The sequence below is a fragment of the Bradyrhizobium sp. CCGUVB4N genome, assembly GCF_024199945.1.
Taxonomy (GTDB): Bacteria; Pseudomonadota; Alphaproteobacteria; order Rhizobiales; family Xanthobacteraceae; genus Bradyrhizobium.
The window spans coordinates 994,682-1,021,331 of record NZ_JANADP010000001.1 but is presented as its reverse complement, the minus strand read 5'-3'; the positions used below and the strand labels follow the sequence as shown (position 1 = coordinate 1,021,331).

26 protein-coding genes are annotated in these 26,650 nt (G+C 65.4%); 17 read left to right on the top strand and 9 right to left on the bottom strand.

Annotated features, from left to right (window positions below; all coding sequences use genetic code 11):
* Positions 1-56 precede the first annotated feature (56 nt).
* Together NLM31_RS04840 and NLM31_RS04835 are read right to left on the bottom strand one after the other, a co-directional pair.
* The gene (locus NLM31_RS04840; protein WP_254191631.1) at positions 57-1,274 is read right to left on the bottom strand and encodes a hypothetical protein; all 1,218 of its coding nucleotides are present in this window, start codon (positions 1,272-1,274) and stop codon (positions 57-59) included.
* A 53-nt stretch (positions 1,275-1,327) separates the two neighbouring features.
* Positions 1,328-1,954, bottom strand: a complete 627-nt coding sequence (locus NLM31_RS04835; RefSeq protein ID WP_254191630.1) for a CoA pyrophosphatase — start codon at positions 1,952-1,954, stop codon at positions 1,328-1,330.
* A gap of 72 nt (positions 1,955-2,026) precedes the next feature.
* Between NLM31_RS04835 and NLM31_RS04830 the strand changes: the two genes are divergently transcribed.
* The 13 genes from NLM31_RS04830 (at position 2,027) to NLM31_RS04770 (ending at position 14,651) form a co-directional block, all read left to right on the top strand.
* Positions 2,027-2,452 carry a PaaI family thioesterase gene (locus NLM31_RS04830; protein ID WP_254128164.1) on the top strand — a complete coding sequence of 142 codons (426 nt, stop codon included), beginning with the start codon at positions 2,027-2,029 and terminating at the stop codon, positions 2,450-2,452.
* A 167-nt stretch (positions 2,453-2,619) separates the two neighbouring features.
* Positions 2,620-3,642: an aldo/keto reductase gene (locus tag NLM31_RS04825; protein WP_254191629.1), complete on the top strand. Its 1,023-nt coding sequence runs from the start codon at positions 2,620-2,622 to the stop codon at positions 3,640-3,642.
* A gap of 14 nt (positions 3,643-3,656) precedes the next feature.
* Positions 3,657-4,970, top strand: coding sequence for a tetratricopeptide repeat protein (locus NLM31_RS04820; protein WP_254191628.1), 1,314 nt, complete (start codon positions 3,657-3,659; stop codon positions 4,968-4,970).
* Between the two features lie 34 nt (positions 4,971-5,004).
* Positions 5,005-5,823, top strand: a complete 819-nt coding sequence (locus NLM31_RS04815; protein ID WP_254191627.1) for a CoA transferase subunit A — start codon at positions 5,005-5,007, stop codon at positions 5,821-5,823.
* Positions 5,823-6,566, top strand: coding sequence for a CoA transferase (locus tag NLM31_RS04810; protein ID WP_254191626.1), 744 nt, complete (start codon positions 5,823-5,825; stop codon positions 6,564-6,566). The genes NLM31_RS04815 and NLM31_RS04810 overlap by 1 nt, the downstream gene beginning before the upstream one ends.
* Positions 6,567-6,784: 218 nt before the next feature.
* A complete protein-coding gene (locus tag NLM31_RS04805; protein WP_254128159.1) occupies positions 6,785-7,363 on the top strand; it encodes a hypothetical protein in 579 nt (192 codons plus the stop codon).
* Positions 7,364-7,492: 129 nt separating this feature from the next.
* Complete coding sequence (locus tag NLM31_RS04800; RefSeq protein WP_254191625.1) at positions 7,493-9,355, top strand: sensor histidine kinase; 1,863 nt, start codon at positions 7,493-7,495, stop codon at positions 9,353-9,355.
* 284 nt (positions 9,356-9,639) lie between these two features.
* Positions 9,640-11,436, top strand: coding sequence for a tannase/feruloyl esterase family alpha/beta hydrolase (locus NLM31_RS04795; RefSeq protein WP_254191624.1), 1,797 nt, complete (start codon positions 9,640-9,642; stop codon positions 11,434-11,436).
* Positions 11,437-11,516: 80 nt separating this feature from the next.
* Positions 11,517-12,143, top strand: coding sequence for a hypothetical protein (locus NLM31_RS04790; RefSeq protein ID WP_254128156.1), 627 nt, complete (start codon positions 11,517-11,519; stop codon positions 12,141-12,143).
* A 125-nt stretch (positions 12,144-12,268) separates the two neighbouring features.
* A complete protein-coding gene (locus NLM31_RS04785) occupies positions 12,269-13,168 on the top strand; it encodes a LysR family transcriptional regulator (RefSeq protein WP_254128155.1) in 900 nt (299 codons plus the stop codon).
* 24 nt (positions 13,169-13,192) lie between these two features.
* Complete coding sequence (locus NLM31_RS04780) at positions 13,193-13,540, top strand: DUF3088 domain-containing protein (protein WP_254128154.1); 348 nt, start codon at positions 13,193-13,195, stop codon at positions 13,538-13,540.
* A 107-nt stretch (positions 13,541-13,647) separates the two neighbouring features.
* On the top strand, positions 13,648-14,223 hold the full coding sequence (locus NLM31_RS04775; RefSeq protein ID WP_254128153.1) for a cysteine hydrolase family protein: 576 nt from the start codon (positions 13,648-13,650) through the stop codon (positions 14,221-14,223).
* Between the two features lie 110 nt (positions 14,224-14,333).
* Positions 14,334-14,651, top strand: coding sequence for a hypothetical protein (locus NLM31_RS04770; protein WP_254128152.1), 318 nt, complete (start codon positions 14,334-14,336; stop codon positions 14,649-14,651).
* Positions 14,652-14,685: 34 nt separating this feature from the next.
* On the opposite strand, the gene NLM31_RS04765 is transcribed toward NLM31_RS04770, so the two are convergent.
* From NLM31_RS04765 to NLM31_RS04755, 3 genes are read right to left on the bottom strand one after another with little or no spacing between them, the layout of a single operon-like run.
* Entirely contained in the window at positions 14,686-15,957 is a 1,272-nt protein-coding gene (locus NLM31_RS04765) for an NAD(P)/FAD-dependent oxidoreductase (RefSeq protein WP_254191623.1), read from the bottom strand.
* 9 nt (positions 15,958-15,966) lie between these two features.
* Positions 15,967-16,671, bottom strand: coding sequence for a RibD family protein (locus tag NLM31_RS04760; RefSeq protein WP_254128150.1), 705 nt, complete (start codon positions 16,669-16,671; stop codon positions 15,967-15,969).
* 22 nt (positions 16,672-16,693) lie between these two features.
* Positions 16,694-17,353, bottom strand: a complete 660-nt coding sequence (locus tag NLM31_RS04755; RefSeq protein ID WP_254191622.1) for an FABP family protein — start codon at positions 17,351-17,353, stop codon at positions 16,694-16,696.
* 239 nt (positions 17,354-17,592) lie between these two features.
* Here NLM31_RS04755 and NLM31_RS04750 point away from each other — a divergent pair, with 239 nt between their 5' ends.
* From NLM31_RS04750 to NLM31_RS04735, 4 genes are all read left to right on the top strand, one after another.
* Positions 17,593-19,617, top strand: a complete 2,025-nt coding sequence (locus NLM31_RS04750; RefSeq protein WP_254128148.1) for a PAS domain-containing sensor histidine kinase — start codon at positions 17,593-17,595, stop codon at positions 19,615-19,617.
* A 288-nt stretch (positions 19,618-19,905) separates the two neighbouring features.
* Complete coding sequence (locus NLM31_RS04745; protein ID WP_254128147.1) at positions 19,906-21,051, top strand: helix-turn-helix transcriptional regulator; 1,146 nt, start codon at positions 19,906-19,908, stop codon at positions 21,049-21,051.
* 67 nt (positions 21,052-21,118) lie between these two features.
* A complete protein-coding gene (locus tag NLM31_RS04740; protein ID WP_254128146.1) occupies positions 21,119-22,261 on the top strand; it encodes a helix-turn-helix transcriptional regulator in 1,143 nt (380 codons plus the stop codon).
* A gap of 118 nt (positions 22,262-22,379) precedes the next feature.
* Positions 22,380-22,994 (top strand): hypothetical protein, encoded by a 615-nt coding sequence (locus NLM31_RS04735; RefSeq protein ID WP_254128145.1) that lies wholly within the window; start codon positions 22,380-22,382, stop codon positions 22,992-22,994.
* Positions 22,995-23,144: 150 nt separating this feature from the next.
* On the opposite strand, the gene NLM31_RS04730 is transcribed toward NLM31_RS04735, so the two are convergent.
* The 4 genes from NLM31_RS04730 to NLM31_RS04715 all read right to left on the bottom strand — a co-directional run bounded on the left by NLM31_RS04730 (position 23,145) and on the right by NLM31_RS04715 (position 26,632).
* Complete coding sequence (locus NLM31_RS04730; protein ID WP_254128144.1) at positions 23,145-23,393, bottom strand: hypothetical protein; 249 nt, start codon at positions 23,391-23,393, stop codon at positions 23,145-23,147.
* A gap of 188 nt (positions 23,394-23,581) precedes the next feature.
* The gene (locus NLM31_RS04725) at positions 23,582-24,769 is read right to left on the bottom strand and encodes an ABC transporter permease (RefSeq protein WP_254128143.1); all 1,188 of its coding nucleotides are present in this window, start codon (positions 24,767-24,769) and stop codon (positions 23,582-23,584) included.
* 4 nt (positions 24,770-24,773) lie between these two features.
* Positions 24,774-25,934: an FtsX-like permease family protein gene (locus NLM31_RS04720; RefSeq protein ID WP_254128142.1), complete on the bottom strand. Its 1,161-nt coding sequence runs from the start codon at positions 25,932-25,934 to the stop codon at positions 24,774-24,776.
* Entirely contained in the window at positions 25,931-26,632 is a 702-nt protein-coding gene (locus NLM31_RS04715) for an ABC transporter ATP-binding protein (protein WP_254128141.1), read from the bottom strand. The genes NLM31_RS04720 and NLM31_RS04715 overlap by 4 nt, the downstream gene beginning before the upstream one ends.
* Positions 26,633-26,650: the final 18 nt, after the last annotated feature.

The window sequence follows — 26,650 nt, the reverse complement described above, 5'->3', positions numbered from 1 at the left end:
GCAATCCGACCTCTCCCCGCAAGCGGGGCGAGGTGAAGGGCAGCTCGCCCAGCGCACTAAAACGCCGCCGCCAGCTCCCGCGCGCCGGCATTGTTGCTGTTGCTATCCATCCGCGCATCCGTGACCGCGAGCAGCTTCGCGACCGTGTTGTGGCGGATCGCGACCGGATTGCGCTCGTAGCCGCCGCGCTGGAAGAAGTTCGAGGTCGGCACCTGCTCGCGCATGGCCTGCGGCATCGTCACCATGTCGAGGCCGGTGCCGTCGCCGGTGAGGTTCATCATCTCGAGCTCGGCCGCGGTCAGCGGACGGGTGTAACCCTTGGCGCGCGCGAACAGCACCGAGGTCAGGAGCTTGTGGGTCTGCAGCATCGGCCCGATGTCGATGTCGAGCACCATCGCATGCATGGCCCAGCCCTGCGCGGTGTCGCCGATCTTCTCGTGCTCCGACCAGGTGTCGGGCACCGACTTCGCATGCGCCACCATCTTCTTCAGAACGCTGAGCTTGTGCTCGAGCGACTGCCGCGACGGCCCCGAGGTGCGCGCCACCTTGTCGGAGAGTGCGCGAATGAACTCATGGCCCTGCTCGGCCAGCAGCTCGACGCTGTTGGTGGTGAGCAGCTGGTTGTAGCCCATCGCGGTCGAGATCGCGCGCTTGCCGCCATGCTCGATGCCGGCCTGCACGTCGTAATTGCCGGTGCCGCCGGTCTCGAACGAATAGACCCGCACCGCCTGCTCGCGCGTCAGCCCGGAAGCGAGCGCGTAGCGCGCATAGGCACGCTTGAACTCGACTTCGTTTGAGGGGCGCTGCGGCGTGAACTGATAGAGATCCTGCGCGGCGCGCAGCAGATCGGAGGCCACCGGAAGCGGTTTGCGCGCCGGGCGCTCCGGCGTTTCCTCGGGCTCCGGATTCACCGGCCGCTTCGGCCCGGTATAGACCGGCGGCTGGTCGAGCATGTAATCGTCAAGCGTGATCTGCTGCCCGCTGCGCCGCTTGGCGTTGCGGCCTTTCCGCTTCTCGGAGACCTGGCTCCAATAGGCACCGGCCTCCTGGTCGAAGGCGCCGCGGATCTGCTGGTACTCAGCCAGCTTGCGGCGATATTCGAGCACCGCCGGCGATGCACCGCCACTTTGCGCAAAGAACTGCGACAACAGCTGGGCGTTGGCATTGCTGACGTTTGATGGCAGTGCGTCGGACTCGCCGCCACGCGCGGCGGGAACGAGCAGGACGAGCGCGAGTGGAACCAGCGCCAGATGTGTTCGAATCGAATGATGCATGCTGCCCTCTTAGCAGGCATCCGGTAACCGTCACGTTAACGCGCCGTTTACCATCATTTCCAGGCGAAAACCGGCTGTTCCAGGTCGGTGACGCGGGTCTGCCGGCCCGCCAGCACCTCGCGGAACTGGTAGATCAGCGCCGCCGTCGGCGCATGGATCAGGCTCATCCGGTGATGGAAGCGGATCACGCGACGGCTGCTTTCGGGGATATCCGTGAAATCGAAGGCATCGTCGCGCTCGATCGTGTCGAGCGCGATGCGATGGACCGAGGCGACCTCGTCCGGATTCGGCGTGATGGCATTGCTCTCGGCAGCCCAGACCACGACCGGCGTGATCAGATAACCGGAGCGCGTCGGATAATCGTCGAGCAGACCGAGCACCGCGTCAGCGGGAAGCCTGAGCGCGAGCTCCTCGTCGAGCTCGCGCAGCGCCGCCTCGACCGGCGTCTCGCCGGCGTCGCAGCGTCCGCCCGGCAGCGCCCACTGACCGCGATGAGAGCGCAAGCTCGATGCACGCCTGGTCAGCAGAAACGCAGTGTCATCGCCGTCATGGGATGCGGTGAGCGCCAGCACCACCGCGGCGCGCTTCAGCGCCGACGGCTCGGCCGCTTCGGGTAGCCGCGCGAATGACGCGCAGACCTCTGCGATATTCCGTCTGGTGGCATCGCCGAAAGCTCTCATGATGCTTGACTACACCAGGACCGCGCTCGATGAAACGAGGAGAGATCAAGCGTTGCAAGGATGGACGGAGCGATGACCAGCAAGACTGCCGCAAAGCTCAAATCAGACGGCTGGACCATCCTGGAGACCACGGGCTTCATGCACCTGGTCGGCCCGCTGTGGGAGCGCAAGGTCGACGGCCGATATGAATTCGCACTCGCCACCGAAGACAAGCACCACAATCGCCGCGGCATGGTCCAGGGCGGCGTGATGATGACGTTCGCCGATCGCACCTGTGGCATGACCGCCCGCTACACCTCGGGCAAGGACTACATGGCGACGGTGCAGCTCGACACCCATTTCGTCGAGGCCGGCCAGATCGGCGACATCCTGATCTCCCGCCCCCGCGTGGTGCGCGCGACCCGCAGCCTGATCTTCATGAGCACCGAGATCACGGTCGACGACCGCTGCGTGGTGATGGCGAACGGTGTGTTCAAGATCTTGAAGGGGCCGGCGTAGGCTCGCTCCGCGAGACTACCACCGCTGTGCACCACACCCTCGGTCGTCGTCCCCGCGAACGCGGGGACGACGAGATAGAGCATTGCTGAATTGCTTCGCTGCGCTCGCAATGACGGGCAGAGCTGGTTATGGTGCCCCCGCAACAGAAGCGTTGAGGAAACAGCCCCATGCACTACCGCCAACTTGGCCGCAGCGGCCTGAAAGTCTCGCCGATCTGCCTGGGTACCATGATGTTCGGCGGGCCGACGGATGAGGCGGCATCAACGCGGATCATCGCCAAGGCACATGAAGCCGGCATCAATTTCATCGACACCGCGGACGCCTATTCGAAGGGCGGCTCCGAAGAAGTCGTCGGCCGGGCCATCGGCAACAACCGTCATGCCTGGGTGCTTGCGACGAAGCTTGCTAACCCCATGAACAACGACACGCGCAACGATCCCAATCGCGTCGGGCTGTCCCGCCGCTGGGTGTTGCAAGCGGCCGAGGAGAGCCTGAAGCGGCTCGGCACCGACCACATCGACATCTACTATCTGCACAAGGAAGATCATGCGACGCCGCTCGAAGAGACGGTGCGCGCGATGGATGATCTGATCCGCGCCGGCAAGATCCGCTATTTCGGCGTCTCCAACTACCGCGCCTGGCGCGTCGCCGAGATCTGCAACATCTGCGACCGGCTCGGCATCGACCGCCCCGTGGTGAGCCAGCCTTACTACAACGCGATGAACCGCATGCCCGAGGTCGAGCACTTTCCGGCCTGCTCCTATTACGGCCTCGGCATCGTGCCCTACAGCCCGCTGGCGCGTGGCGTGCTCACCGGCAAGTACAAGCCGGACGCAACCCCCGACAAGGAGACGCGCGCCGGCCGCAACGACACCCGCATGATGCAGACCGAATGGCGGCCGGAATCACTGCAGCTCGCGCAGGAGATCAAGAGCCACGCCGAGAAGAACGGCATCACCGCCGGCCAGTTCGCGGTGGCCTGGGTGCTCAACTCCGCTTTCGTCTCGTCGATCGTCGCAGGCCCGCGCACGGAAGAACAGTGGGATGGCTATATCAGCGCACTCGACTATCGCTTCACTGCGGAGGATGAGGCGCTGATCGACCGGCTGGTCGTGCCGGGTCATCCGTCGACGCCGGGCTACAACGACCCGGCCTATCCGATCGAGGGACGGCGCGCGCGGACGGCTTGAGGTCGGGGATCACGATGGCGCTTGAAGACCGCTACGGCCTGCCGCTCTCCACCACCTCCGATTCCGCCGCGTCCGCCTATCGCGACGGCGTCGATCTCATGCTCGCCGGCTGGACCGGCACGGCGGAGGCGCTGGAGCGTGCGATCGCGACCGATCCAGACTTTGCCCTCGCCCATATCGCCCGCGGCCGCGTGCATGCATTCTACCAGCAGGGCGATCTTGCGCGGCAGAAAGCGGCACTGGCACGCGAGCTTGTGGCCAGGCGCGGCAGCGAGCGCGAGCGCTCGCATGTCGAGACGCTGGCGCTCGCGATCGAGGGACGCGGGCCCGACGCGATCGCGGCGATGTCCGGGCATATCGAGCGCTGGCCGCGCGATGCCGTGGTGCTGTCATTGCCGCTCGGCGCGTTCGGCCTGTTCGCCTTCTCCGGCATGGCCGATCACGACCGCGCCCGGCACGAGCTGTGCGAGCGCGTCGCGCATCATTACGGCGAGGACTGGTGGTTTCTCACCATGTCCGGCTGGGCGATGACCGAGAATGGCGATGTCGCCCGCGGTCGCGCCGTCACCGAGCGCGGTTTTGACCTCCGTCGCGCCAACGCGCACGCCGCGCATGCCGTGCTGCATGCGATGTTCGAGGACGGGTCGATCGAGGCGGCCGATCGTCTCGTGGAGGAATGGCTCCCGACCTATGACCGCGCGGGAATTCTCCACGGCCATATCCTCTGGCACCAGGCACTTGGCGCGCTCGAGCATGGCGATGCGGCCCGTGCGCTCACAATCTATGACGACGTGCTGCAGCCCAGCGCCACGCAGGCGCCGCCGCTCAACGTCATCACCGACAGCGCCTCGCTGCTGTGGCGCTTGTCGGCTTACGGCCATGCCGTGCCGCAAGCGCTCTGGGCCGAGGCCGACGCTACCGCGCAAAAACTGTTCCCCAAATCGGGCCTGGCCTTCGCCGACGTCCACATGGCGCTGTTCGCGGCCGCGACACAAAATCAGGAAGCATTGGCCACGCGCCTTGCCGTGATCGACCAGCGGCTCGCCGACGGCAAGCTGCCGGCCGGCCCCGTGGTGCCGGCGATCTGCCGCGCACTTGCGGCCTTCGCGGACGAAAATTATGCGGCTTGCGTGCGCGAGCTCACGCCTGTCCTCACCGAGGTCGTGCGCATCGGCGGCAGCCACGCCCAGCGCGAGCTGATCGAGGATACGTACCTCGTTGCCCTGATACGCAGCGGCGAGCTGCCGCGCGCCCGCAAGCTCCTCGACGCCCGCCTCCACCGCCGCCCGTCCTTGCGCGATACGCGCTGGCAGGCGGCGATGGCCTGAGGCAGGATGGAGAAAACACGGCCGGAGGACGCCCATGACCGAGATCGTTGCGCTGGAGGCGCTGGCTGCGCGCGTTACATCCGGGCAGTCGCTGGCGATCCCGGTCGACGGTTCTGGCGTGGCGATGGCGGCGACCGCAGCGCTGCTGGAGTCCGGCATCCGTGACCTCAGGCTGATCTGCGTGCCGATCTCCGGCATGCAGGCCGATCTCCTGATCGGCGCCGGCGCGATCGCTTCGCTGGAAACCAGCGCCGTGTCGCTCGGCGAAGCCGGCGCTGCACCGCGTTTCACCGCTGGCATCAAGAGCGGCGCCTTCACGATGCGCGATTCGACCTGCCCCGCGATCTATGCCGGCCTGCTCGCGAGCCAAAAGGGCGTGCCGTTCATGCCGATCGCCGGCATCATCGGCAGCGATCTCCTCGAGGTGCGGCCGGACTGGCAGGTGATCGACAGTCCCGTGGGCGAGGCACGCAAAGTCGTCGTGGTGCCCGCGATCTTGCCTGACGTCGCGCTGTTTCACGCGCCCGAGGCCGACCGCGCCGGCAATGTCCGCATCGGCCGGCATCGCGAGCTTGCCGATCTCGCTTACGCCTCCAGGCGCACGCTGGTCACCGTGGAGCGCATCGTCGAGCGTAATTTGCTGGACAGCGAGGATTCCGCCGCAGGCGTGCTGCCCTCGCTCTATGTCGATGCCGTCGCGGTCGCCGCACGCGGCGCCTGGCCGCTGGCGCTGTGGGACGAATATCCGGCCGACGAGGCCGAGATCGCGCGCTACGCGGCGATGGCGCGCAGCGAGGACGGCTTTCGCGCCTATCTGTCGGCATTCCTGACGCATCGCAAGGAGGTGGCCTGATGTCGACCGAGCGCGAGCGGCGCGAGATCCTGATCGCCACCATTGCCGATCTGCTCGACGGCATCCGTCACGTCGCGGTCGGCGCGTCGTCGCCGATCCCCGCGGCCGGCGCCATGCTGCTGCGGGCCCGCAACGAACGCGACGGCAAACCGCCGGTACGCATCTCGATCCTGGGATCGCAGGCGCACAATTTCTTCACCAATGGCGGCATCGAGCTGTTCGACTGCGCTGCACAAGGCAGGGTCGACGCCTTCTTTCTCGGCGGCGGCCAGATCGACGGCCAGGGCAACATCAACCTGGTCGGCACCGGCGATTATCCCACCAGCCACGTGCGCTGGCCGGGCTCGTTCGGCTCGGCCTATCTCTATCATCTCATTCCTCGCGTGATCCTGTTTCGCGAGGAGCATTCGCCGCGCGTGTTCGTGCCCAAGGTCGATTTCGTCAGCGCGCGCGCCATCACGCCGGAGGTGCCGCGTCGCGGCGGGCCGCATGCGCTGCTGACCAACATGGCGTTGTTCGACTTCGATCGTGAGGCAGGCGGCTTCGCGCTTCGCTCCGTGCATCCGTCCTTCACCCCGGCCGACATCCGCGAGAGCACCGGCTTCGCCTATCAGGAGCCGGAGGTGGTGCGCGAAACGCCGCGGCCGGATGCCGCAACGCTGTCGCTGCTGCGCGGGCGGGTTTTCACGGAGCTGGCCGAGACTTATCCGGCCTTTGCGCGGACCATGAAACAGGCGGCGTGAGGCGGTCTGCCACGAAAAAAACATCGGTCTGGCGGCATGTGCCTCCCGGGACGGGCTGAAGCGATCGAGGTGAATCGCCGATGGGTGGCGCGGTGGTATTCCAGTCGGGATTGGCGGAGCAAACGGTATCGCAACCAATTTGCGATTCGATGGTTATTGGGCGGAACCTCTGCCGCTCCGTGGCCCCCTCCTTGGCCCCCTGGCACATGAGCCTGACGATGCGCCTCCGCCGACTGGTCCTGGTTGCCCCCTTCGTTGCTCTCGCAAGTCCTTGTTTTGCCGAGTCTTCCACGGCGATTGCGGTCAACAATCCGCCGGCGCAACAAAATTCCCTCGTCGACATGCTGGCGCTGATGTCGGGCCACTGCAAGACGCTGAAGGTCGCGGGTCGCCCCTTCGCCTGCAAGACCGTGGCCTTTGCCCATGATGACAAGGGCCGGGTCAATTTCGCGGTCGCCGTCGACGATCCCAACGACGAGAACCACGTCGTGTCGTTCTCCGGCGAGAACGGCAAGCGGGCCGACGACAATTCCTACGAGTTGCCGGTCGACCGCATGCTGCTCAACTCCAAGACCCGGCCGAAGGTCGACGGCCTGCCGGTCCCGGCTGCGCAGACCTCCACCGGTAGCTGCCGCCAGACCGGTAATTTCTCGGCCAGGAAGGTCAACGACGTCACCTGCTCTGCGACCGACACCGAAGGCCGCAAGTATGAACTGCTGTTCGTCTCCGACGGTACGCCGGTGAGCGTGCGCCGCATCAGGCAGTCGCAGCCCTCAGTCCAGGATCCGTTCAAGTAGCGGCCCGTCGCCTCACCCTGCCTGACACAGCATCCTTCCGTTGAAACTCCGGGTTGGCCGGGTATGCTCTTTCGCGCGTCCTCATGAGGAAGCCCGATAGCAACCGAAGGCGGGGCCGAGAGTCCAGCAATGCGTATCATCACCGGGCTCGGGCGCATCCTGATCGTCCTCCTGTTCGCTTGCCTGTCGCGTGAATGCAGTGCGGCCGACGGTCCGCGGCAGCGCTCCATCCTGGTGCTGGAAGAAGCCGATTTTCGCTCGCCGTTTTATTCGGAGATCTTTGACGGCATCCGCGCCGCCGCGAAGCAGAACGGCCATGCTCACACCGTGATCTACGGCGAGAGCCTCGATCTCGCGCGGTTCCCCGGACCGGACTACGAAGACAGCCTCGTCGGCCACCTCAAGACCAAATTTGCCGACCGGTCCATCGACGTCATCATTTCGATCGGCGTCGCAGCGGCGAAATTCCTCCAGAAGCACAAGCAGGACATCTGGCCCGCCGCGCCTGTCGTGTACGCCTTCGTGCCCGATCTGCCCGAGGTGCGTGCGCTGTTTCTGCCGGACACGACCGCCATCTTCGCAAGGGTGAGGCCGACACATCTCCTGACGGCCGCGCGCGCGATCGTTCCCGACCTGACCCGTGTCGTCCTCGTCGGCGGTGCCTGGAGGAATCCGCTGGTCTATGGACACTGGAAGCAGGACTTCGCGGCCGCGATGCCCGGTCTCGAGGTCACCGATCTCTCCGACGCCACGCTGCGCGAGGTCCGCAATCAAGTCGCGACCCTGCCCGCCGGCTCCGCGATCCTGACCTCGGCGATGTATTCCGACGGCGAAGGCACCTATTATTCGCCGGCCTCGGCGCTCGCACGCGTCGCCGAGAGCGCAAACCGCCCCGTCATCATCACGTCCGATACGTTCCTCGGGCGATCGGGCGTGGGCGGCTTCCTGCTGCTGCCGGATGTCATCGGACGGGAGGCCGGCGGCGTCGCGACACGGATTCTCGCCGGCGAAGCGCCGTCGAGCATCGCAGCCTTCGACGGCGACAACGTCAAGCCGATCTTCGACTGGCGGCAACTGAAACGCTGGAACGTCGACGAAGCCAATCTGCCTCCGGGCAGCGAGGTGCGCTTCCGCGAGCTGGGCTTCTGGGAGCAGTACTATTGGCACACCATGCTCGTTGCCGCCGTGGTGCTGACGCAGGCGCTGATGATCGCCATTTTGCTGCGCGAGCGCAGGCTGCGCTTCCTGGCCGAGGTCGAGGCACGCCAGCGCATGTCGGAACTCGCCCACATGAATCGCCGCGCGACCGCGGGAGAGATGTCCGCCTCGATCGCTCACGAGCTGAGCCAGCCGCTCGCCGCGATCCTGCTCAATGCCGAGACCGCCGGGCACGTGCTGCAGAGCCCGGCGCCCGACCTCGGTGAAGTCAGGGACATGCTGGAGCACATTCGCCGCGACGATCAGCGCGCAAGCGAAGTCATCGGCCGGCTGCGCTCGTTCCTCAAGAGAGACCCGACCGAACGGCGCGACATCGACCTCAATGCGACCGTCGACGAGGTGTTTCGCTTCCTCTCCGTGCAGGCCCTGACCTACGATGTCGGACTCTCGACGGAGCCATCGCCTGCGACCATTCGCGTCAAGGCCGACAGGGTGCAGCTCCAGCAGGTGATCCTGAACCTCGTCGTCAACGGCATGGACGCGGTGGCCCATCTTCCAGCCGATCGGCGCCGCGTCGTCGGTCGTACCAGTCTCACCGAGGGCAATCTGGCGCTGGTCTCCATCGCCGATCTGGGCGACGGCATCCTTGCGGGAAAGGTGACCGAGATCTTCAAGCCGTTCTTTACGACCAAGACGCAGGGCATGGGTATCGGCCTCTCGATCGCACGCACCATCGTCGAGGCCCATGGTGGCCGCATCTGGGCCGAGAACGCGCCGTCAGGCGGCGCCGTGTTTCACATCAGCCTGCCACTGGTCGTCACGCGACAGGCGTGATCGCGCACGCGCTGTCGCGAAAGATGCACGGCGCTCATAAATCCCGCCAAACAATTCATTTGCTTTGTCGGCCGCCAAATCCGACTTTCGTATGAAATAACACGACACAATCCGGGGGGATGCTGCGCCCAACTCACCCGCGCATCATTTCATCGATCTCGCTCTCCGATCAAACGTCCGACACTGACAGTCCGGCAATGCGATTTGCCGGATCGACGCGTCATGGCGGAGTGCGCGTGCACCATCTGTCGTCCGAAGTACTGAACCAGAAGAGGGGACCGTTCATGACAGTCAAGCGTGCCAGTATTCAATCGAGATCCACCACAGGGATCGCGCTCGCTCTTGCGGCGGCCGCGATGCTGCTTGCGCCCGGTACGCGCGCCAGCGCAGCGGGCCTGAAGGATCTGCCGTCGATCGCCCCGGTGATGACGTGCAGTTCGCTGGTCGGCGTCGATCTGAGCGACGTCGGCAAGAAGGTCGGCGGCACCGTCACCATCACCTCGGCCGCAATCGTGCCGGCCTCGGCGACGAATCCCGCCGACTATTGCGGCGTGCGCGGCAATATCGGGCCCGGGACCAACTCCATCGTGATGCGCCTGCCCACCAACGCCTGGACGCAGCGCTATCTCCAGACCGGCTGCGGCGGCGAGTGCGGCAACGACAATATCAGCTACACGCAATCGACCGGCTGCGTGCCGATCACCAACGGCACGATCGCGAGCGCCACGACCAATATGGGCCACACCGGAGCGCAAGGGCCGACCTGGTCGGTCAACAATCCGCAGGCGCAGATCGACTTCGCCTATCGCGGCGTGCACGTCGCTTCGGAAGTCGCCAAGGCCGTCATCGCGAAGTTCTACGGCAAGAAGCCGGCCTACTCCTATTTCAGCGGCTGCTCGGACGGTGGCCGCGAGGCGCTGATGGCGGCGCAGCGTTATCCGCACGATTTCGACGGCATCGCCGCCGGCGCTCCGGCGAGCGACATGGACGTGCAAAACACCTATCACCACGGCTGGCGCGTTCTCACCAACCAGACCACGCCCGGCACGATACCGATTCCGGCCAGGAACACCTATATCCTGCTGGCTTCCAAGCTCGCCTATGTCCACGCCAAGTCGGTGGCCGCCTGTGATGCGATCGACGGCGTCGTCGACGGCGTGATCGACGATCCCCGGGCGTGCAATTTCGACACCAAGACGCTGGTGTGCAGCAACAACGGCAACGAGACCGGCTGCCTGACGCAGGCGGAAGCCGACGTCGTCCGCCGCATCCACGATGGCGCCGTGACGGCCGACGGCCAGCGGCTCGAGCCCACCGCCAATTCCGAATGGGGCGGCGAGCTCGACTGGAGCCTGTTCGTGCCGGCAGCCCAAGGTGCCTCCGTCGGCAGCGAGAACTTCGTGAATTCGTGGGCCGCCTACAAGACCTTCCTCAACACCTACAATGCGAGCTGGACGCTGAACGACCTCCAGCTCACCGTGCCTGGCTTCAACAACACGGTGGCAAGCTCGACCGTCTATGCCGCGAACAATCCGGATCTCGGGCGGTTCGCGCGTCATGGCGGCAAGCTGCTGCTGTGGCACGGCTGGGCGGATCAGCACATCCCGCCGCGCGGCACCATCAAGTACTGGCATGCGGTGAACGATTTGCTGGGCGACGATCAGGTCGGCCGGTTCGCCAAATTCTACCTGTTCCCCGGCATGGCGCATTGCGGCAGCGGGCTCGGCCCGAACACCTTCGACATCGTCACGCCGTTGATGTCCTGGGTCGAGACCAACTCGGCGCCGAACGCGATCGTCGCCACCAACACTTCGACCGCGACCTCGCGCCCGGTCTATCCCTATCCGGCGGTGGCGCGGCTGAAAGCCCCCGGTCTCGACCCGAAGGTCGCCGCCAACTTCGTCGCCTACACGCCGAAGAAGGAGCCGCCGGTCAGTGAGTTCGTCGGCAACTATCTGTTCTCGCCCGACTACCCGCAGGCGAAGTGTCATGCCGAGGGGACCACGCTCGTCTGCACCAACGACAAGCGTCACGATGACGGGCATGGCGACGACGGGCGCCACGACGAAGCCCAGAGGTGACGCCACCAAGCTGCGCGCCATGCCCGGGCGGGGCTGGCGCGCAGGGTCTTTCGCACTTTGACAGGGCACGGACAGTGACGATGCGTTTTCCGGTGCTCGTGCTGACGGGCCTGTTCCTGATTGGCGAGGCAAGTCGGGTCTGCGCATCGCCCGGCAGCGAGACCGGCCTTGAGCAGGCGCCCGTGCAGGCACGACGCGGCGGCAATCCTCTGTCGACGGTACCGCTCACCGAGCTCAGCGCAACCGGCGAACGCCCGATCTTCACGCCCGCGCGCCGCCCTTCCCGACCCGTGGCGAGCGAAGCGCCGGCAGCATCCACGCCGCGGCAGGCACAGGCGACGCCGGACAGGCCGGCTCTCTCGCTGCTCGGAACGGTGACGGACGCCGATGGAGCCGGAGGGATCGGCATCTTCATCGACGATATCGCCAAACGCGCGATGCGCCTCAAGACCGGCGAGCAGCATGATGGCTGGGCGCTCCGTCGGGTGCAGCGCGGCCGCGTGGTGATGGAAAAAAGCGGGACACGCGTGACGCTGACGCTGGCGCCACGAGACAGCACGCCGCCCGCGGCCCCGGCTCTCCCCGCGCCGGCCCCTCAACCCGCCGCGGAGCCGGCAATGGCGCGGCCGAGGATGCCTGCCCCCACGCCCGTCGCCGCGTTCGACTGGACCTCGATCCTGCGGCAAGGCGAAGCCGGATCGCATTAGTTGCAGCGTGCCCGGCCTTCGCGCCGTGCTCCCGCGCGAGTTGAATGTTGGGCCCGCGGCGTGCAGTGTGGCCGACGCAAACGCCGGCCCAGCAAGTCCGGTGACAGACGGTGCCGGGGACGGGAATGCGGATCGACTTTCTGGGCCTGCAGGCCTTCGTCAGCGTAGCCGAGCGCGGCAGCTTTCTGCGCGCCGCCGCCCATCTCAATCTGTCGCAGACGGCGCTGAGCCACCGGATGAAGAAGTTCGAGGAGGACCTCGGCGTCGCGCTGTTCGTGCGCACGACGCGGCAGGTCTCGCTCACCCCGGCCGGTCTCGAATTGCTGCCGAAAGCCTGCGCGCTGCTCGACGAATTGTCCGACACGCTCGAAGGCGTGCGCGGGCAAGGCACCAAGAAGGTCGAGCGCGTCACCATCGGGTGCCTGCCGACGATCGCGGCCTACCAGCTGCCGCGGGTGCTGCGCGACTTCAGCGCGGCCTATCCGAACGTATCGGTGAAGATCTACGACAATTCGGCGCGCGAGATCGCGCAGCTCGTGCAATCCGGCACCGCCGAGTTCGGCCTGACCATCGTGTCGCCGAACGTCGCCGACGTCGAGGTCAAGGTGTTGGCCAAGGAGCCGTTCGTGCTGCTGTGCGCCAAGGACGACCCGCTGGCCAAGCGCCGCTTCATCAACTGGTCGCAGCTCGGCAATGCGCCGCTGATCCGGATCAGTCCGCAGGCGGGCAACCGCGTGCTGATCGACGATGCGCTCGGGCACCGCCGCGAGAAGCTGAACTGGCGCTACGAGGTCCAGCACCTCCAGACCGCGGTCGGGATGGTGCTGTCGCATGTCGGCATCGCCATCGTGCCCAAGATCGCCGGCAGCCTGCCGGGCGTCGCCGGCCTCGCTGCCGTGCCGCTGCGCAACCCCAGCATTCACCGCAGCCTCGGCGTCATCACCCGGCGCGACAGACCCCTGTCGCGCACCGCACAGGCTCTGCTACATATGGTGCGCCAGCATTTCGTCTCATTGTTGCGGTGAGAAGCGGCAGTTTCGGAGACGTCCATGACGCGTGATCGGCTGTTTCTGCTGCGCCAGGGTTTCGAAGACCCGGCCTATCCCGGCCGCCGCTTCTTCTGCTGGCACTGCGCGCTGGTCGAAGGTCTGCTCACCTCGTTTCCGGCGCTGGCCGACAGGTTCGACGTCGAGCGCATCGCCTGGCCGAAGCCGCGACAGGATGTGATCGCGCTGGTCGGTGAGGAGAATCAGTGGCTGCCGTTGCTCGTGCTCGCGGACGGCACCACATCGCCGCATCAGACCGGCAGCCATCACGGGCGCGCCTTCATCGCCGACAAGGACGCCATCCTTGCCGCGCTGTCCGAGCGCCACGGCTTTCCTGAACCGCATCCGTAGGGGACAGTGCCGTCCGGGACACGAGCCGTCCCTAAACGAGGGAAAATCGGCATTGCCCAGTCGCGCAATCGCCCAACATACTGCACAAAACCCCGGAATCTCTCGCCATGCCCCATCCCCTTCCCGCCCTCATCGTCGTCGACGTCCAGCGTGCATTCGACGAATGGGAGGCGGCGGGTAAGCGCCGCAACAATCCGGATGCGGTGGCGCGCATCGTTGACCTGCTCGCGGCGTTCAGGGCGAGCGGCGCGCCGATCTTCCACATCCGCCACGAAGGCACCAAGCCGAACTCGACGTTCCTGCCCTCGCGCAGCGGTTACGCCGTCAAGGACGAAGCGCGCGAACAGCCCGGCGAGCCCGTGATCGTGAAGCGCGTCAACAGCGCCTTCATCGGCACCGATCTCGAGACGCGCCTGCGCGCAAGCGACATCGCCACGGTCGTGATCTGCGGCGCCACCACCAATCATTGCGTGGAGACGACGACGCGGATGGCCGGCAATCTCGGCTTCGACGCGGCCCTCGTGCGTGATGCGACCTGGACGTTCGACCGCGTCGGTCCCGATGGCGACACGCATTCGGCCGAATCCATTCACGCGATGACGCTGTCGAATCTCAATGGCGAATTTGCCCGCATCGTGACCACGAACGACGTCGTCTCCTCGCTCGCAGACGTGCGACAATAAATCTCAGCGCGAATGCGCGTTGATCATCTGCGTCGTTTCGACGCCCGCCCTCGCCGGAACGCTGCCAACGCCCATCTGTTGTCACTCGATATCTCAACTGGAGTGATGACATGAAGTATCTCTTTGTCGCGATGGCCATCGGTGCGGCTGCGCTCTCCGCATCCGCGGCCAACGCGGCTGGCGGCGGCAAGGCCGGAGCGAACGCGCAAATCGGCCAGTCGACCGACATCAGCGCGCAGCACAGGCACCGCCATTACGGCCATCGCCATCATCGCTGGCACCCTCATCATCACGGCTACTATCGGCCGCACTATCGCAGCTACGGCTATTATCCACGGCACCAAGGCTATTACGGCGGCGGACCGTACGGTTATTATGGTGGCGGCGGCCCGAGCGTGACGTTCGGCTTCGGCGCCAATCGCTGGTGAGACAAGGGGCCCGCAGAGATGCGGGCCTTCTTTCTCAGCGCTGCAGGATGAAGCCAGCCGTCTCCAGCCCGCTCGCCAGCGCAGCCTCGACCGTGCCCATGTCGCGGCCGCGATAGAGCGCCTCGCCGGAGAACAGCACGGGGCCATCGGCGCGCGCGAGACTCTCCTGCGCCGCGCGCGTCCGCGGCGTCGCCCAGGAATAGGCGCCGCGAGCAAAGCGATCATGCGCCCAATTGGTGGCCGACGCCGCCACGACCTCTCGCGCAATGTCCTCGCGCGGAATGCCGAAGATTGCGGCGAGCGACGAGATCGCCGCATCGATCAGCCCCGGCGAATCGAGATGCGACAGCTCCGCCGTTCGCGGACCGCCGAACCATCCTGTGAGCACGTGATGCTGATCTGGCCGCTGCGTCCACCACACCGGAATCGTCTCGTCCGACAGCAGGAACAGCATATCCGCGAGCTCTTCGCGCCGCTCGCGCCACCATGGCCGCTCAAATCGCAGCAGGATCTTGATGACGCTGCCGAAGCCGATGTCGTCGGCGGCTGCGGCCTTCGCGCGTGCGGCTGGTGGCAGCGCGATCTCGCGCAGCAACGGCAGCGGCACGGTGACGATCACGCGATCGCAGAGTTGCGCCGCGCCGCCCGCGCAGCGGAGAGCGAGCCTGCCATCGCTCTCCTCGATCGCAGTGACCACGGCACTGAGCTGAATGGCGACGCCGGACTTGCGGCACCCGGCTTCCAGAAAGTCGATCAGGCCGCCATAGCCGCCGTCGAGACGCGCCTGCGTCGCGTGTCCGTCATTCATCCATTCGTCGCGCAGCGCCAGTATCGAGGCGCGCTCGGGGTCGGCGGCATCGTAGCCCTCGACCATGCGTTCGACGGCATGCCGCAGGCTTGCGTACTCAGGTGCGGCGAAATGCCGGCGCAGGAAATCGGCGACGGTGAGGTCGTCCGTCAGATCCTTCACGGCGGCATGAAGCCTCTCGTCATAGGGATCGCGCGGGCTCTCCCGCGAGAAATTCTTGCCGTTAAAGCTCCATTGCGCGCCGCCGATCGTCCGCACCGTCAACCCGGCTTCGCGCACGAGGCCGCGCGTGACCGGCGCCTCGCCATGAACGAACTCGGCGCCGCCGTCGGCGGCATAGCCGAACTCCGATGCCGGCAGCGGATGGATGCGTCCGCCACAGCGGTCGCGCGCCTCCAGGATCGTGACCCGCTTGCCGGCACGCGCAAGCTCGCGGGCCGCCATCAGGCCGGCCGCGCCTGCGCCGACGATGACGATATGCTCCGGCGTGTCCGACATTGCCGTTGCTTATCGGCCGGCGGCGTCGTTCTGGATCAGGTAGCGCAGCAACAGCACGCCGCCGCCGAGCTGCCGCGTGCTCTCCAGCGTCATCGCGGTGAGCGGTGCGCGCTTGTCGCTGTCGGCGTCCGTCGAATCGAACACGAAGGGAGCGCCCTTGGCACCGTCGATCGCGGGGCTGAGGATCAGGTTGAATTCGTCGATCAGGCCGGCGCGCAGGAACGCGCCATTGGCGACACCGCCACCCTCCACCAGCAGGCGCTTGACGCCAAGCTCGCGATTGAGGATCTCGACCGCCAATGCCAGGTCGATCTCGGATTGGCCCGCGAAGATATAGGACACGCCCTCGCCGCGCAGGCCGGCGAGATGCGAATCCGGCACGCTCTCGGTGAGCACCACGACGATCGGATCGCCGCCGATATCCGAGCGGCCCCAGCCGATCTTGCCCTGCGCATCGAGCACCACGCCAAAGGTCTTCGCATCGCGCCGCGCGAACCAGTTTTCGCGCGGCAGTTTTTCGCTACTCGTCTCGGGATAGGGCTTGCCCTTGGCGAACTCCGAGCCGGTGACGCGGCCGATCACCCAGGCATCGCCGCCGAGCTCGTCATGGATCTTCTCGAACCAGTCGCTGTGCGCGCCTTTCGGGCGCCAGCGGCTGGGATGCGTGCGACCATCGAGGCTCGAATGCATCAGGCAGATGATGTAGGGCTTCATGCCAATTCTCCGCGCCGGCTTCTCAGGCCGGCTTATTGCCTTTCTCGCGATCGTTCACGATCACCGCGAGCGGATTGAGTTTCGGCGGCGCAACCAGCTTGAGCGTGTTGCTGTCATGATGATTGAACGGCGCCCCGCGGACGAACAACTCGGTCTGGATCTCGTAGCTCCAGCTGCCGTCGTCGTTGAAGGTGATGTCGCAACGGTAACTGTCGGTGCGGAACGCTTGTTCCAGGAAGTCGGTCGAACAGATCCCGTAAGCGGTGTCGCCGCGCTTTGCGGTGACGGAGATTGTCTTGTCGTCCGGCTTGGCCTGTCCGGAGGCCAGCAGCACCTGCCCGCGCGGGATCGCCAGCGTCTGCATGACCAGCCCGGTCGCCGCCTCCCACAGCCAGTAGCCGACCTGGTCGTGGAAGGTGATGTCTTCCTCGGGCGTGTTGATGTGGATGTGATAGCGCAAGCCATAGAACAGCTGCGGCCCGTTGGCCTGCGGGTCGATCGGGTCCATCCGGATGTGCTCGATGAAGGTCCGCCGCTCCGGCCCTTCCGCTTTCGGATTGATGTCGATGCCCTTGTCCGCCTGCCAGGTGCCGGCGAGCCGGCGGAGCGGCCCGAGATTGGCAAGACTGTCGGGCGAAACGTCCTCTTGTTCGGTGAAGATGTCGGCGGGAATGGGGAGCATGGCGACCTCGCATCGTTGCGCAGGGCAGCAATAGCACAAGGGCGGCGCGAATCGAGGGGAATGGAACCCCGCGGCTGCATACGCGTTATGAGACCTTGAGTACGAGTCCTCGATCGTCGGGCTCGAATGGGCAAGGACGCCCATGTCACGCGTCGCGAGGGGGTCCGGTGCTGTCGGAGAAAGCTGCTCGGCAGTCAATCGATGTGGGCTTCCCCTCCGACGGAGGCGAGCTGGGTGCGATGATGCGCACCCTCGATTGGTCGGGCTCGCCGCTCGGCGCGCCCCGCCGATGGTCCCAGGCCCTGAAGACGACAGTCGGCATGATGCTGGCCGCGCAAGCCCAGATTGTCCTGTTCTGGGGCCCCGATTTCGTCGCGCTCTACAATGACGCCTACGCACCGGGCATCGGCGCCAATCATCCCCGCGCCCTCGGTCGGCCCGCGATCGAGAACTGGGGCGAGCTGTGGGACGATCTCGAACCGCTGCTGGCCGGCGTCCGCAATACGCGAAAGACATTCGCGGCGAAGGACCGTCCCTTTTACGTCGAGCGTCATGGCTACGGCGAGACCAGCTATTGGGACGTCTCCTACTCGGCCGTACTCGATGACGATGGTTCGGTCGGCGGCGTACTGTGCCTCGTCTCCGAGACGACCGAACGCGTGCTCGGCGAGGCGCAGTTGCGGGCGAGCGAAGCACGCTACAGGGAGCTCAATGCCACGCTGGAGCAACGCGTTGCCGAACGCACCGCCGAGCGTCATCTGCTCGCCACCATCGTGGAAACCACCGACGGGCAGATCCAGGCGCTCGATCTCGACTACCACTGGCTCGCCATCAACACGTCTTGCGCCGATGCCTATCAGCGCATCTACGGCAAGCGGCCGAAGGTCGGCGATTCCATGCACGAATTCCTGGCCGACCGGCCCGAGCATCTTGCGGCGGCGACGGCGATCTGGGGCCGGGCGCTCGCCGGCGAAGCCTTTACCAACATCGAGGAGTTCGGCGATCCCAAGTTCGACCGCCGCGTCTTTGAAATGAAATTCGAGGCGCTCCGCGCCGCCGACGGCACGCGGATCGGCGCGTTCCTGACCGGCGTCGACGTGACCGATCGTCTGGAGGAGCAGGCGCGGCTCGCTCAGGCCGAGGAAGCACTGCGCCAGGCCCAGAAGATGGAGGCCATGGGCCAGCTCACCGGCGGCGTCGCGCACGATTTCAATAATCTGCTGACGCCGATTGTCGGTCTGCTCGACCGGTTTCAGCGCCGGGGCATTGGCGACGAGCGCGAGCATCGCCTGATCGCCGGCGCCATCCAGGCCGCCGACCGCGCCAAGACGCTGGTGCAGCGCCTGCTGGCCTTCGCCCGCCGGCAACCGCTGCAGGCCGTGCCAGTCAACATCAGCCGGCTCGTCACCGACATGGGCGAGCTGATCTCCAGCACCACCGGGCCGCAGATCCAGGTGACGGTGGATACGCCGGAAGGACTTCCCGAAGCCATGGCCGATCCCAACCAGATCGAGATGGCGATCCTGAACCTCAGCGTGAACGCGCGTGACGCCATGCCCGACGGCGGAAGCTTGCGCATCTCCGCCAAGGCCCGGACGATCGAGCGCGCACACGGCTCGGACCTGGCGCCCGGCACCTATGTCTGCATCTCCGTTGCAGACAATGGCATCGGCATGGATGACGAGACGCTGGCCCATGCCGTCGAGCCGTTCTTCTCGACCAAGGGCATCGGACAAGGCACAGGCCTTGGCCTCTCGATGGTCCACGGTCTTGCTTCGCAGCTCGGCGGCGCGCTGACGATCAAGAGCGCCGTGGGGGCAGGCACCACGGTCGAGCTGTGGCTGCCGGTCAGCCACGCGGCCGCCGGCGCGATCGACGCCGTCACGCAGCCCAGACTGCGACCACTTCCCGCCGGCACGGCACTGCTGGTGGACGACGAGCCGCTGGTGCGCATGAGCACCGCCGAGATGCTGAGCGAGCTCGGCTACAGGGTCGTCGAAGCCAGCTCCGCCGAGGACGCGCTTCGCCGCGTCAGGGACGGCCTGCGGCCGAACCTGCTGGTCACCGATCATCTGATGCCCGGCATGAGCGGCACGGACCTCGGCCTCGCGCTGCGCAACCAATATCCCGAGATCCAGGTCCTCGTCGTTTCAGGCTACGCCAACAACGAAGGCATCACGCCGGACCTGTCGCGGCTGACAAAACCGTTCCGGAGCGACGAGCTGGCGGCGAGCCTGGCTAATCTCGCAAAGGCCGGGCGGTAGGGCGAAGAGCGGTCGTGCATGCACGGCATCGCTTGTGCCGCAGTTTTAGTCAGACCTCGCACCGATACAGCACCGGCTTCCGGCCGTACGGGCACGCGCATGCGATCCGCGTAAAATCCTCGCAGCCATCCAAATGTTTGTGCTCGGCACTCCCATTGCGTCGCGGAGTCGCAGTGGTAATAATTTGACACGTGAGACTTGCCTCACGGACCGCGACTTCAGCCACCGGGGGATGATGCGGTTCCCGAAGTGACTTTTGAGCGACATTTTTCAAGTGAGTGGTTCGGAATGCAGCAGGCCTCGGTCGAGAAATTCTCTGACCTCATCGGCGCGATCTACGATTGCGTAATTGCCCCCGAACAGTGGACGAGGGTTCTGAACGAGATTCGCACGGAGTTCGGGTTCGCGACCGCGATACTCTCGGCATGCAGCCTGACAAACCGGACGATCGGAGTAAATGCGGCCGCTGGAACCGCCCCTGTCCAGACGTTAGCCCAGTACAGCATCGAGTATGCGGCTGATATCGTCGAACTCTGGGGCGGCGTCGAGCGCATTCGGCAATATCCGCTTGGAGAACCGATCATTCGATCCCAGGCGGTTCCGGAGGAAATGATTCTCGGCAATCGCTATCATCGGGAATGGGCCAAGCCCAAGGGTTTGTCCGACGCCGTCGGCGTCGCCCTTGTTCGCGACAAAACGATGATCGGTAATGCGACATTAGCTCAGCATCAATCGGCCGGCCCCATCGAGGATGCGCAGGTCCACGGATTGCGCGTTCTCGCACCTCACATCCGCCGCGCCGTGACGATCAGCAATCTGTTCGACATGAAGACCGTGGAAGCCGCGACATTCTCCGCGACCGTGGAGGCCCTGACAGCAGGTGTCGTCCTGGTGGACGAGGATTCGAAGATCGTTCACAGCAACGCAGTCGCCACCGCGATGCTCGCGGCCGGCGATCCGATTTTGACGCGACATGGCCGGATCGCGGTTCAGTCCACGGCGACGACCACCTCATTGCAATCGGCCATCGCACAGGCCGCGAAGGATGAGGCGGCCCTCGGCCAGAAGGGCATCGGCATCCCGATCCTTCGACCAAGCGGTGATCCTCTCGTCATCCACGTCATGCCGCTGCGACGCGGCCCCGTGCGGGCCCGCCTCGCCCAGCGCGCCGCAGCCGCCGTGTTCGTGGCCTCAGCCTCCGGACCGCCGCAGATGTCTCATGTCGCGCTCAACCAGCTCTATGACCTGACGCCGGCCGAGATCCGCATCTTCGAGCTGATCTGCGAAGGACACACACGCGACGCGATCTCGGGTTTGCTCGGCGTGTCCGTCGCCACCGTGAAGAGCCATCTGCTTCATGTGTTCGAGAAGACAGGCTGCCGCCGCCAGGTCGACCTGGTCAGGCTCGCCAAGTCGCTGACATTCCCGGTGTGAAGCGCGGCTCGGCCATGAGACGTCCGCCATCGGCGGATGAGGTGATTTTTGAAGTGAGTGGTTGGGAATGCAGCAGGTTTCGGTCGAAGAATTCTCGGATATCATCGGCGATATCTACGATTGTGTCATCGCCCCCGAACACTGGACCGACGTTCTGGAGGTGATTTGCGCCAAGCTCGGCTTCGCCACCGGCGCACTCTCGGTCGCCAGCCTCACCAACATGAAGGCCGCGGTCAACGCAGTCTCCGGATCCAACCTGGCTGAGATGGCCCAAAATGCGATCGGCTATGGGCCTGAGATCATCGAGCTCTGGGGCGGCGCCGCGCGCATTCAGCAATACCCGCTCGGAGAGCCGATCGTTCAATCCCAGGCCGTCCGGCAGGACATCATCGCTGCCAATCGCTATTATCGCGAATGGGCCCTCCCCAAGGGCCTGTTCGACGCCGTCGCTGTCGGCCTCGTTCGCGACCGGGCGATGGTCGGCAACGCGATCTTCAGCCAGCATCAATCGGCCGGTCCCATCGAGGATGCGCAGCTCGGAGGGTTGCGGCTGCTGACGCCGCACATCCGCCGTGCCGTCACCATCAGCAATCTGTTCGACATGAAGAGCGTGGAGGCCGCGACATTCTCCGCGACGGTGGAAGCGCTGACGGTCGGCGTCGTGCTTGTCGACCAGGATGCGAAGATCGTCCACAGCAACGCCACGGCCACCGCAATGCTCGCGGCCGAAGACCCGATCATGGTCCGACAGGGCCGGATTGCGGCTCCGTCCGCGACCGCGACCAGCTCATTGCATCAGGCGATCGCACAGGCGGCGAAGGACGAGGCGGCGCTCGGCCAGAAAGGCATCGGCATCCCGATCCTTCGCGACAGCGGCGACCCGCTCGTCATCCACGTGCTGCCGCTGCGGCGCGGCCACATGCGCGCCGGGCTGATCCAGCGCGCGGCCGCCGCCCTGTTCGTGGCGACAGCCTCCGGCCCGCCGCAGATGTCCCACGTCGCCCTCAACCAGCTCTACGATCTGACGCCGGCCGAGATCCGCATCTTCGAGCTGATTTGCGAGGGCCACACGCGCGACGCGATCTCGGGACTGCTCGGCGTCTCCGTCGCCACCGTGAAGAGCCATTTGCTTCATGTGTTCGAGAAGACGGGACGCCGCCGCCAGGTCGATCTGGTCAGGCTGGCGAAGTCGCTGACATTTCCGGTGTGAGCGGCGGAAGCCCCGACATCCATCAACCCTTCGTGACCGCATAGAAAATTCCGATCCGTAACATTCCGGCAAGCAGAACGTAGCTGCCCATGATGATCCATCATCAGAGGGAAGAATTATGAATTGGAAATTGACTGCCGCAGCGCTGGGCTTCGGGATCGTGATCCTCAATGGCTTCAATGGTGCGGCCATCGCGGCAGACGCCGTGCGCGTTCGCGGCGTGATCGAGGCGACGGACGGATCGAAAATGACCGTCAAGACCCGCGAGGGCGCATCGACAGCGATCGCATTGGCCGCCGCCGTCAAGGTCATGGCCGTCGCGAAGGCGTCCGTCGAAGACATCAAGCCCGGCGATTTCGTGGGCATCGCTTCATTGCCCAAATCAAAGGGTGGCGACGGCGCCGTTGAAGTTCTCATTTTCCCGGCGGCCATGAAAGGCACCGGCGAGGGCAGCTATCCCTGGGATCTGAAGCCCCAGAGCACGATGACCAATGCCACCGTCTCGAATGCCGTGAAGGAAGTCGATGGGCATGAGGTCACGGTGAAGGTCAACGGAAAGGACAAGAAGATTTCCGTTGCGGACGGCACGGTCGTCGTCACCCTGGCGCCCGCGACTGCGGCGGACCTGAAGCCAGGCACCACCGTGTTCGTACCCACCGAACGCGGCACTGACGGCACGCTTACCGCGGGCTTCGTCATCGTCGGCGCCAACGGCATCGTCCCCCCGATGTAACGAGACCCAACAAGCTGCGGTGACGGCGCTCTCAACTCAGTGATTTTGCACGCGAGCTCGACCGCCCGCGGTTCGGGCATGCATTGGGAGTGCCGTCACCTCGGGTTCGCCCGGCGTGCCGTCGGTATCCGGCGTGAGGCGGAGACGTTCTCAGGCCGCTTCCGACGCTGATCTTGCACGCTGCTCGAGCACGCCGATCGTCGAGACCAGATTGTCGCGTCGTGCGCGAAGGTTCGCCGCGAGCGCCGGATAGGACGGCTGCTGCGCGTCGAACACCCCGGCCCTTGCCTCCTCCTCGAGGAGGTCGGTGTTAAGCAGCCGGACGCGCCACCACAAATCGGCGATCAACGCGTCGAGCCGAATTTCTCCATCAGCACCAGAACGGGACACTTCCTGCATAACTTGCCTCAACCTGACACGGCCTCCCTGCTGAGGCCTGGCTTTGGTGCCAACTGAGCAAGCGGAGTGCCAGCAAGGGGCGAGCGGAATCCGGTTCCGGAATTAACCAAGCGCTTCGCAATGCCCTCGTGTCGGCGGAACCGGCTTGATCAAGATCTGACGCTTAAGCCGAAAGGCGCGGAGAGCAATCAGCCATAGAGCCCGGTGACGATCGGCATGCGGGCGGCGCGGAGAGCGGGAAACAGTCCGCCGATCAGGCCGACCACGAGCGCGAGCAGCAGGCCCTGACCGATCAGCCGCGGACTGAGCTGGAAGTTGAACACCACCTGGCTGAAGCTTGCACCCATCGTCGAGGCCGTGAAGCCGTCAAAGACGAGATAGGTGGCTGCGGCCCCGATCACGCCGCCGACCGCGGCCAGGATCAGCGACTCGACCATCGTGCCGATGAATGTCGAGAAGCCGCCGAACCCGATGGCGCGCAGGGTCGCGATCTCGGTCGCCCGTGCCGCGACCGAGGAATACATGGTGTTGAGCGCGCCAGCGAGCGAGCCAAATGCCATCGCGATCGCCAGGGGCCAGCCGAGCTTCTGGATCAGGTCCGACGTATTCGACGCCTGCTGGGCGAAATAGGCGGCCTCCGACATCACGTCGAGCTTGAGGCGCGGATCGTTGTCGCTGTATGCGCGCAACGTCTCGGTCGCGGCCGGGCTGGTCAGCCGCGCGCGGACGGTCTGGACCGAGCCGGCGCGCTTGAACAGGCTCTGCAGCACCGGCAGATCGGCCCAGATCTCCGATTCGAACACGCTGCCGTCGGCGCCGAAGATTCCGACCACCGTCCACCGCGTATTGTTGAAGGTCACCGTCTGGTCGAGCTCGAAACCCTCGAATTCCTTGCCCAGCGCCCTGCCGACGATGATCTCGTTGCTGCCCGGATTGAACATCCGGCCGGCGGTCATGACGACGCCACGACGCAGCGCGGGGCCCTGCGGGCCGAGGCCGCGCAGCGGCAGGCTCGCCTTGGTCCCGGTGCTGCGCTTGATCCCATTGACCGTCAGATAGAGCTCGGCGGACGTCTGCGGCTTGCCGTCGGATCCCCTGGCAATGCCGGGACCGTCCTCGATCAGCCGGACCTGGTCGCGCAGGACGACACTGTTGATCTCCGAAACCGCGCCGCTGCGCAACACAACGGCGACATCCTCCGCGCCGGAATCCGCGATGGTGCGGCGGAATCCGTTGGCCATGGAAAGAAACGCCAAGAGTACCGTGACGACGAGGCCGACCGCGATCACCGTCGCCAGCGACAGCCACAGGCGCTGCGGCAGACTCTTGAGATTGATGGTGGTGACCGCCAGGATCTGCAGGAAGATCGAGCGCATCGGGTCAGCTCCGTCCCAGCGCGGTGACGATGTTGAGGCGCATGGCGTTGAGCGCCGGCACCAGGCCTGTGATGATACCGAATACGACCATCAGCCCGACTGCCGCCGCGGCGATATCGGGGTATAGCGACAACGTCGGAACGAAGCTCATCAGGCTGTCCCGCACTCGCGTGATCAGAAGAAGCGCAACGCCTAATCCGGGCAGCCCGCCGAGCAGCGCCAGCAGGATCGATTCGCCGAGCACCATGCGCAGGATGCGACCACCGGAAAAACCTAGCGTCTTCAGCACGCCGATCTCGCGCGTGCGCTCGCGCACCGTCATCACCATGGTGTTGCCGACGATCATCAGGATCGTCACGAAGGCCGCCCCGACCACCAGCTCGACGATCAGCGCGATGTTGCCGAGTTGGGCGGCGAATGCCTTGTTGAAGGCCTTTTCGCTGTCGGTCGTCGTCTCATAGGGAGAGTTGGCAAACATCGCGTCGATGGCATTGGTCACGCGCTCGTTCGCGGCCACAGACGTGGTGCGCAGCGCCAGCCAGTTGATCAGGTCCTTGCCGAACGAGCGGGTCTCGTTGAAATAGTCGTAGCCCATCAGCATGACGTTGGTGTCAGCCTGCGGAATGCGGGCGGTGAAGCTGCCAACGATGATGAAGTCCCAGGCGTGCGAGCCGTTCTTCTGGGACCAGACGCTGCTCGAGATCGGAATATGATCACCGACCTTCCAGCCCCACTTCTCCATCATGCGCGCCCCGACCAGAACGCCGGTGCGCTCGCGGATGAAGGCCGCGCGCGCCTCGGGAGAAAACACGAAGTCGCTGTCGCGAAGCTTCATCCAGTTCTGCGGGTCGACCGCAAAGGCCGCGATAAAGTTCCTTGGCTCCTGGTAATAGCCCCCGAACCAGCTGAAGTGGGTGATCTGGGCGACGCCGTCGATGGCGGCGACGCGATTGTAATAGGAAATCGGCAAGGGCTGGGTGAAGTTGATCTTGTTGAGGACCACCAGGCGGTCGGGCGTGGCGCGGTCCTGGCCGGCGTTGAAGGCGCGCTCGAAGCTCGCCAGCACACCGAAGATCGCAAAGGCGATCAGGATCGAGACCATCATCAGGATGGCCCGCAATTTCCGGCGGAACAGATTCTTGCGGATCAGGACCAGGTCGTTCACGCCGCGAGTTCCTTCTCGATGAAGTGGCCCTTGTCGAGATGCAGCGATCGCTTGGCGTATTGCGCCGCCGCCGGGTCGTGGGTCACCATCACGATGGTCTTGCCGAGATCGCGGTTGAGCACTTGCAGGATCGACAGGACCTCGTCGGCGGTGGCGCGATCGAGATCTCCGGTCGGCTCGTCACACAACAGCAGCGCCGGATCGGAGACGATGGCGCGCGCAATGGCGACGCGCTGCTGCTGCCCACCCGACATTTCCTTGGGATAGTGCTTGACCCGGTCGGCGAGCCCGACCACGCCGAGCGCGGTCTCGACCCGCTGGCGCCGCTCCTTGCGGCCGAGCCGCGTCAGCAGCAGCGGCAATTCGACATTCTGCGCCGCGGTCAGCATCGGCATCAGATTGTAGAACTGGAAGATGAAGCCGATATGCGATGCCCGCCAGCGCGAGAGTTCGCTCTCGGACAGGCGGTCAAGGCGTTCACCGGCGACTTCGATCCCGCCTGCGTCGGACCGATCAATGCCACCGAGCAGATTGAGCAGGGTGGTCTTGCCGGACCCCGACGGTCCCATCACGGCGACGAAATCTCCGCGCGGAATGGCAAGGTTGAGACCATCGAAGATGGTGATCGTCTCCTTCCCCTTGGTGAACCGCTTGGACAAATCGACGATGCCAATCATCGGATCGGTTGGCGATAACATGGGTCTTGCTCCCGCGCG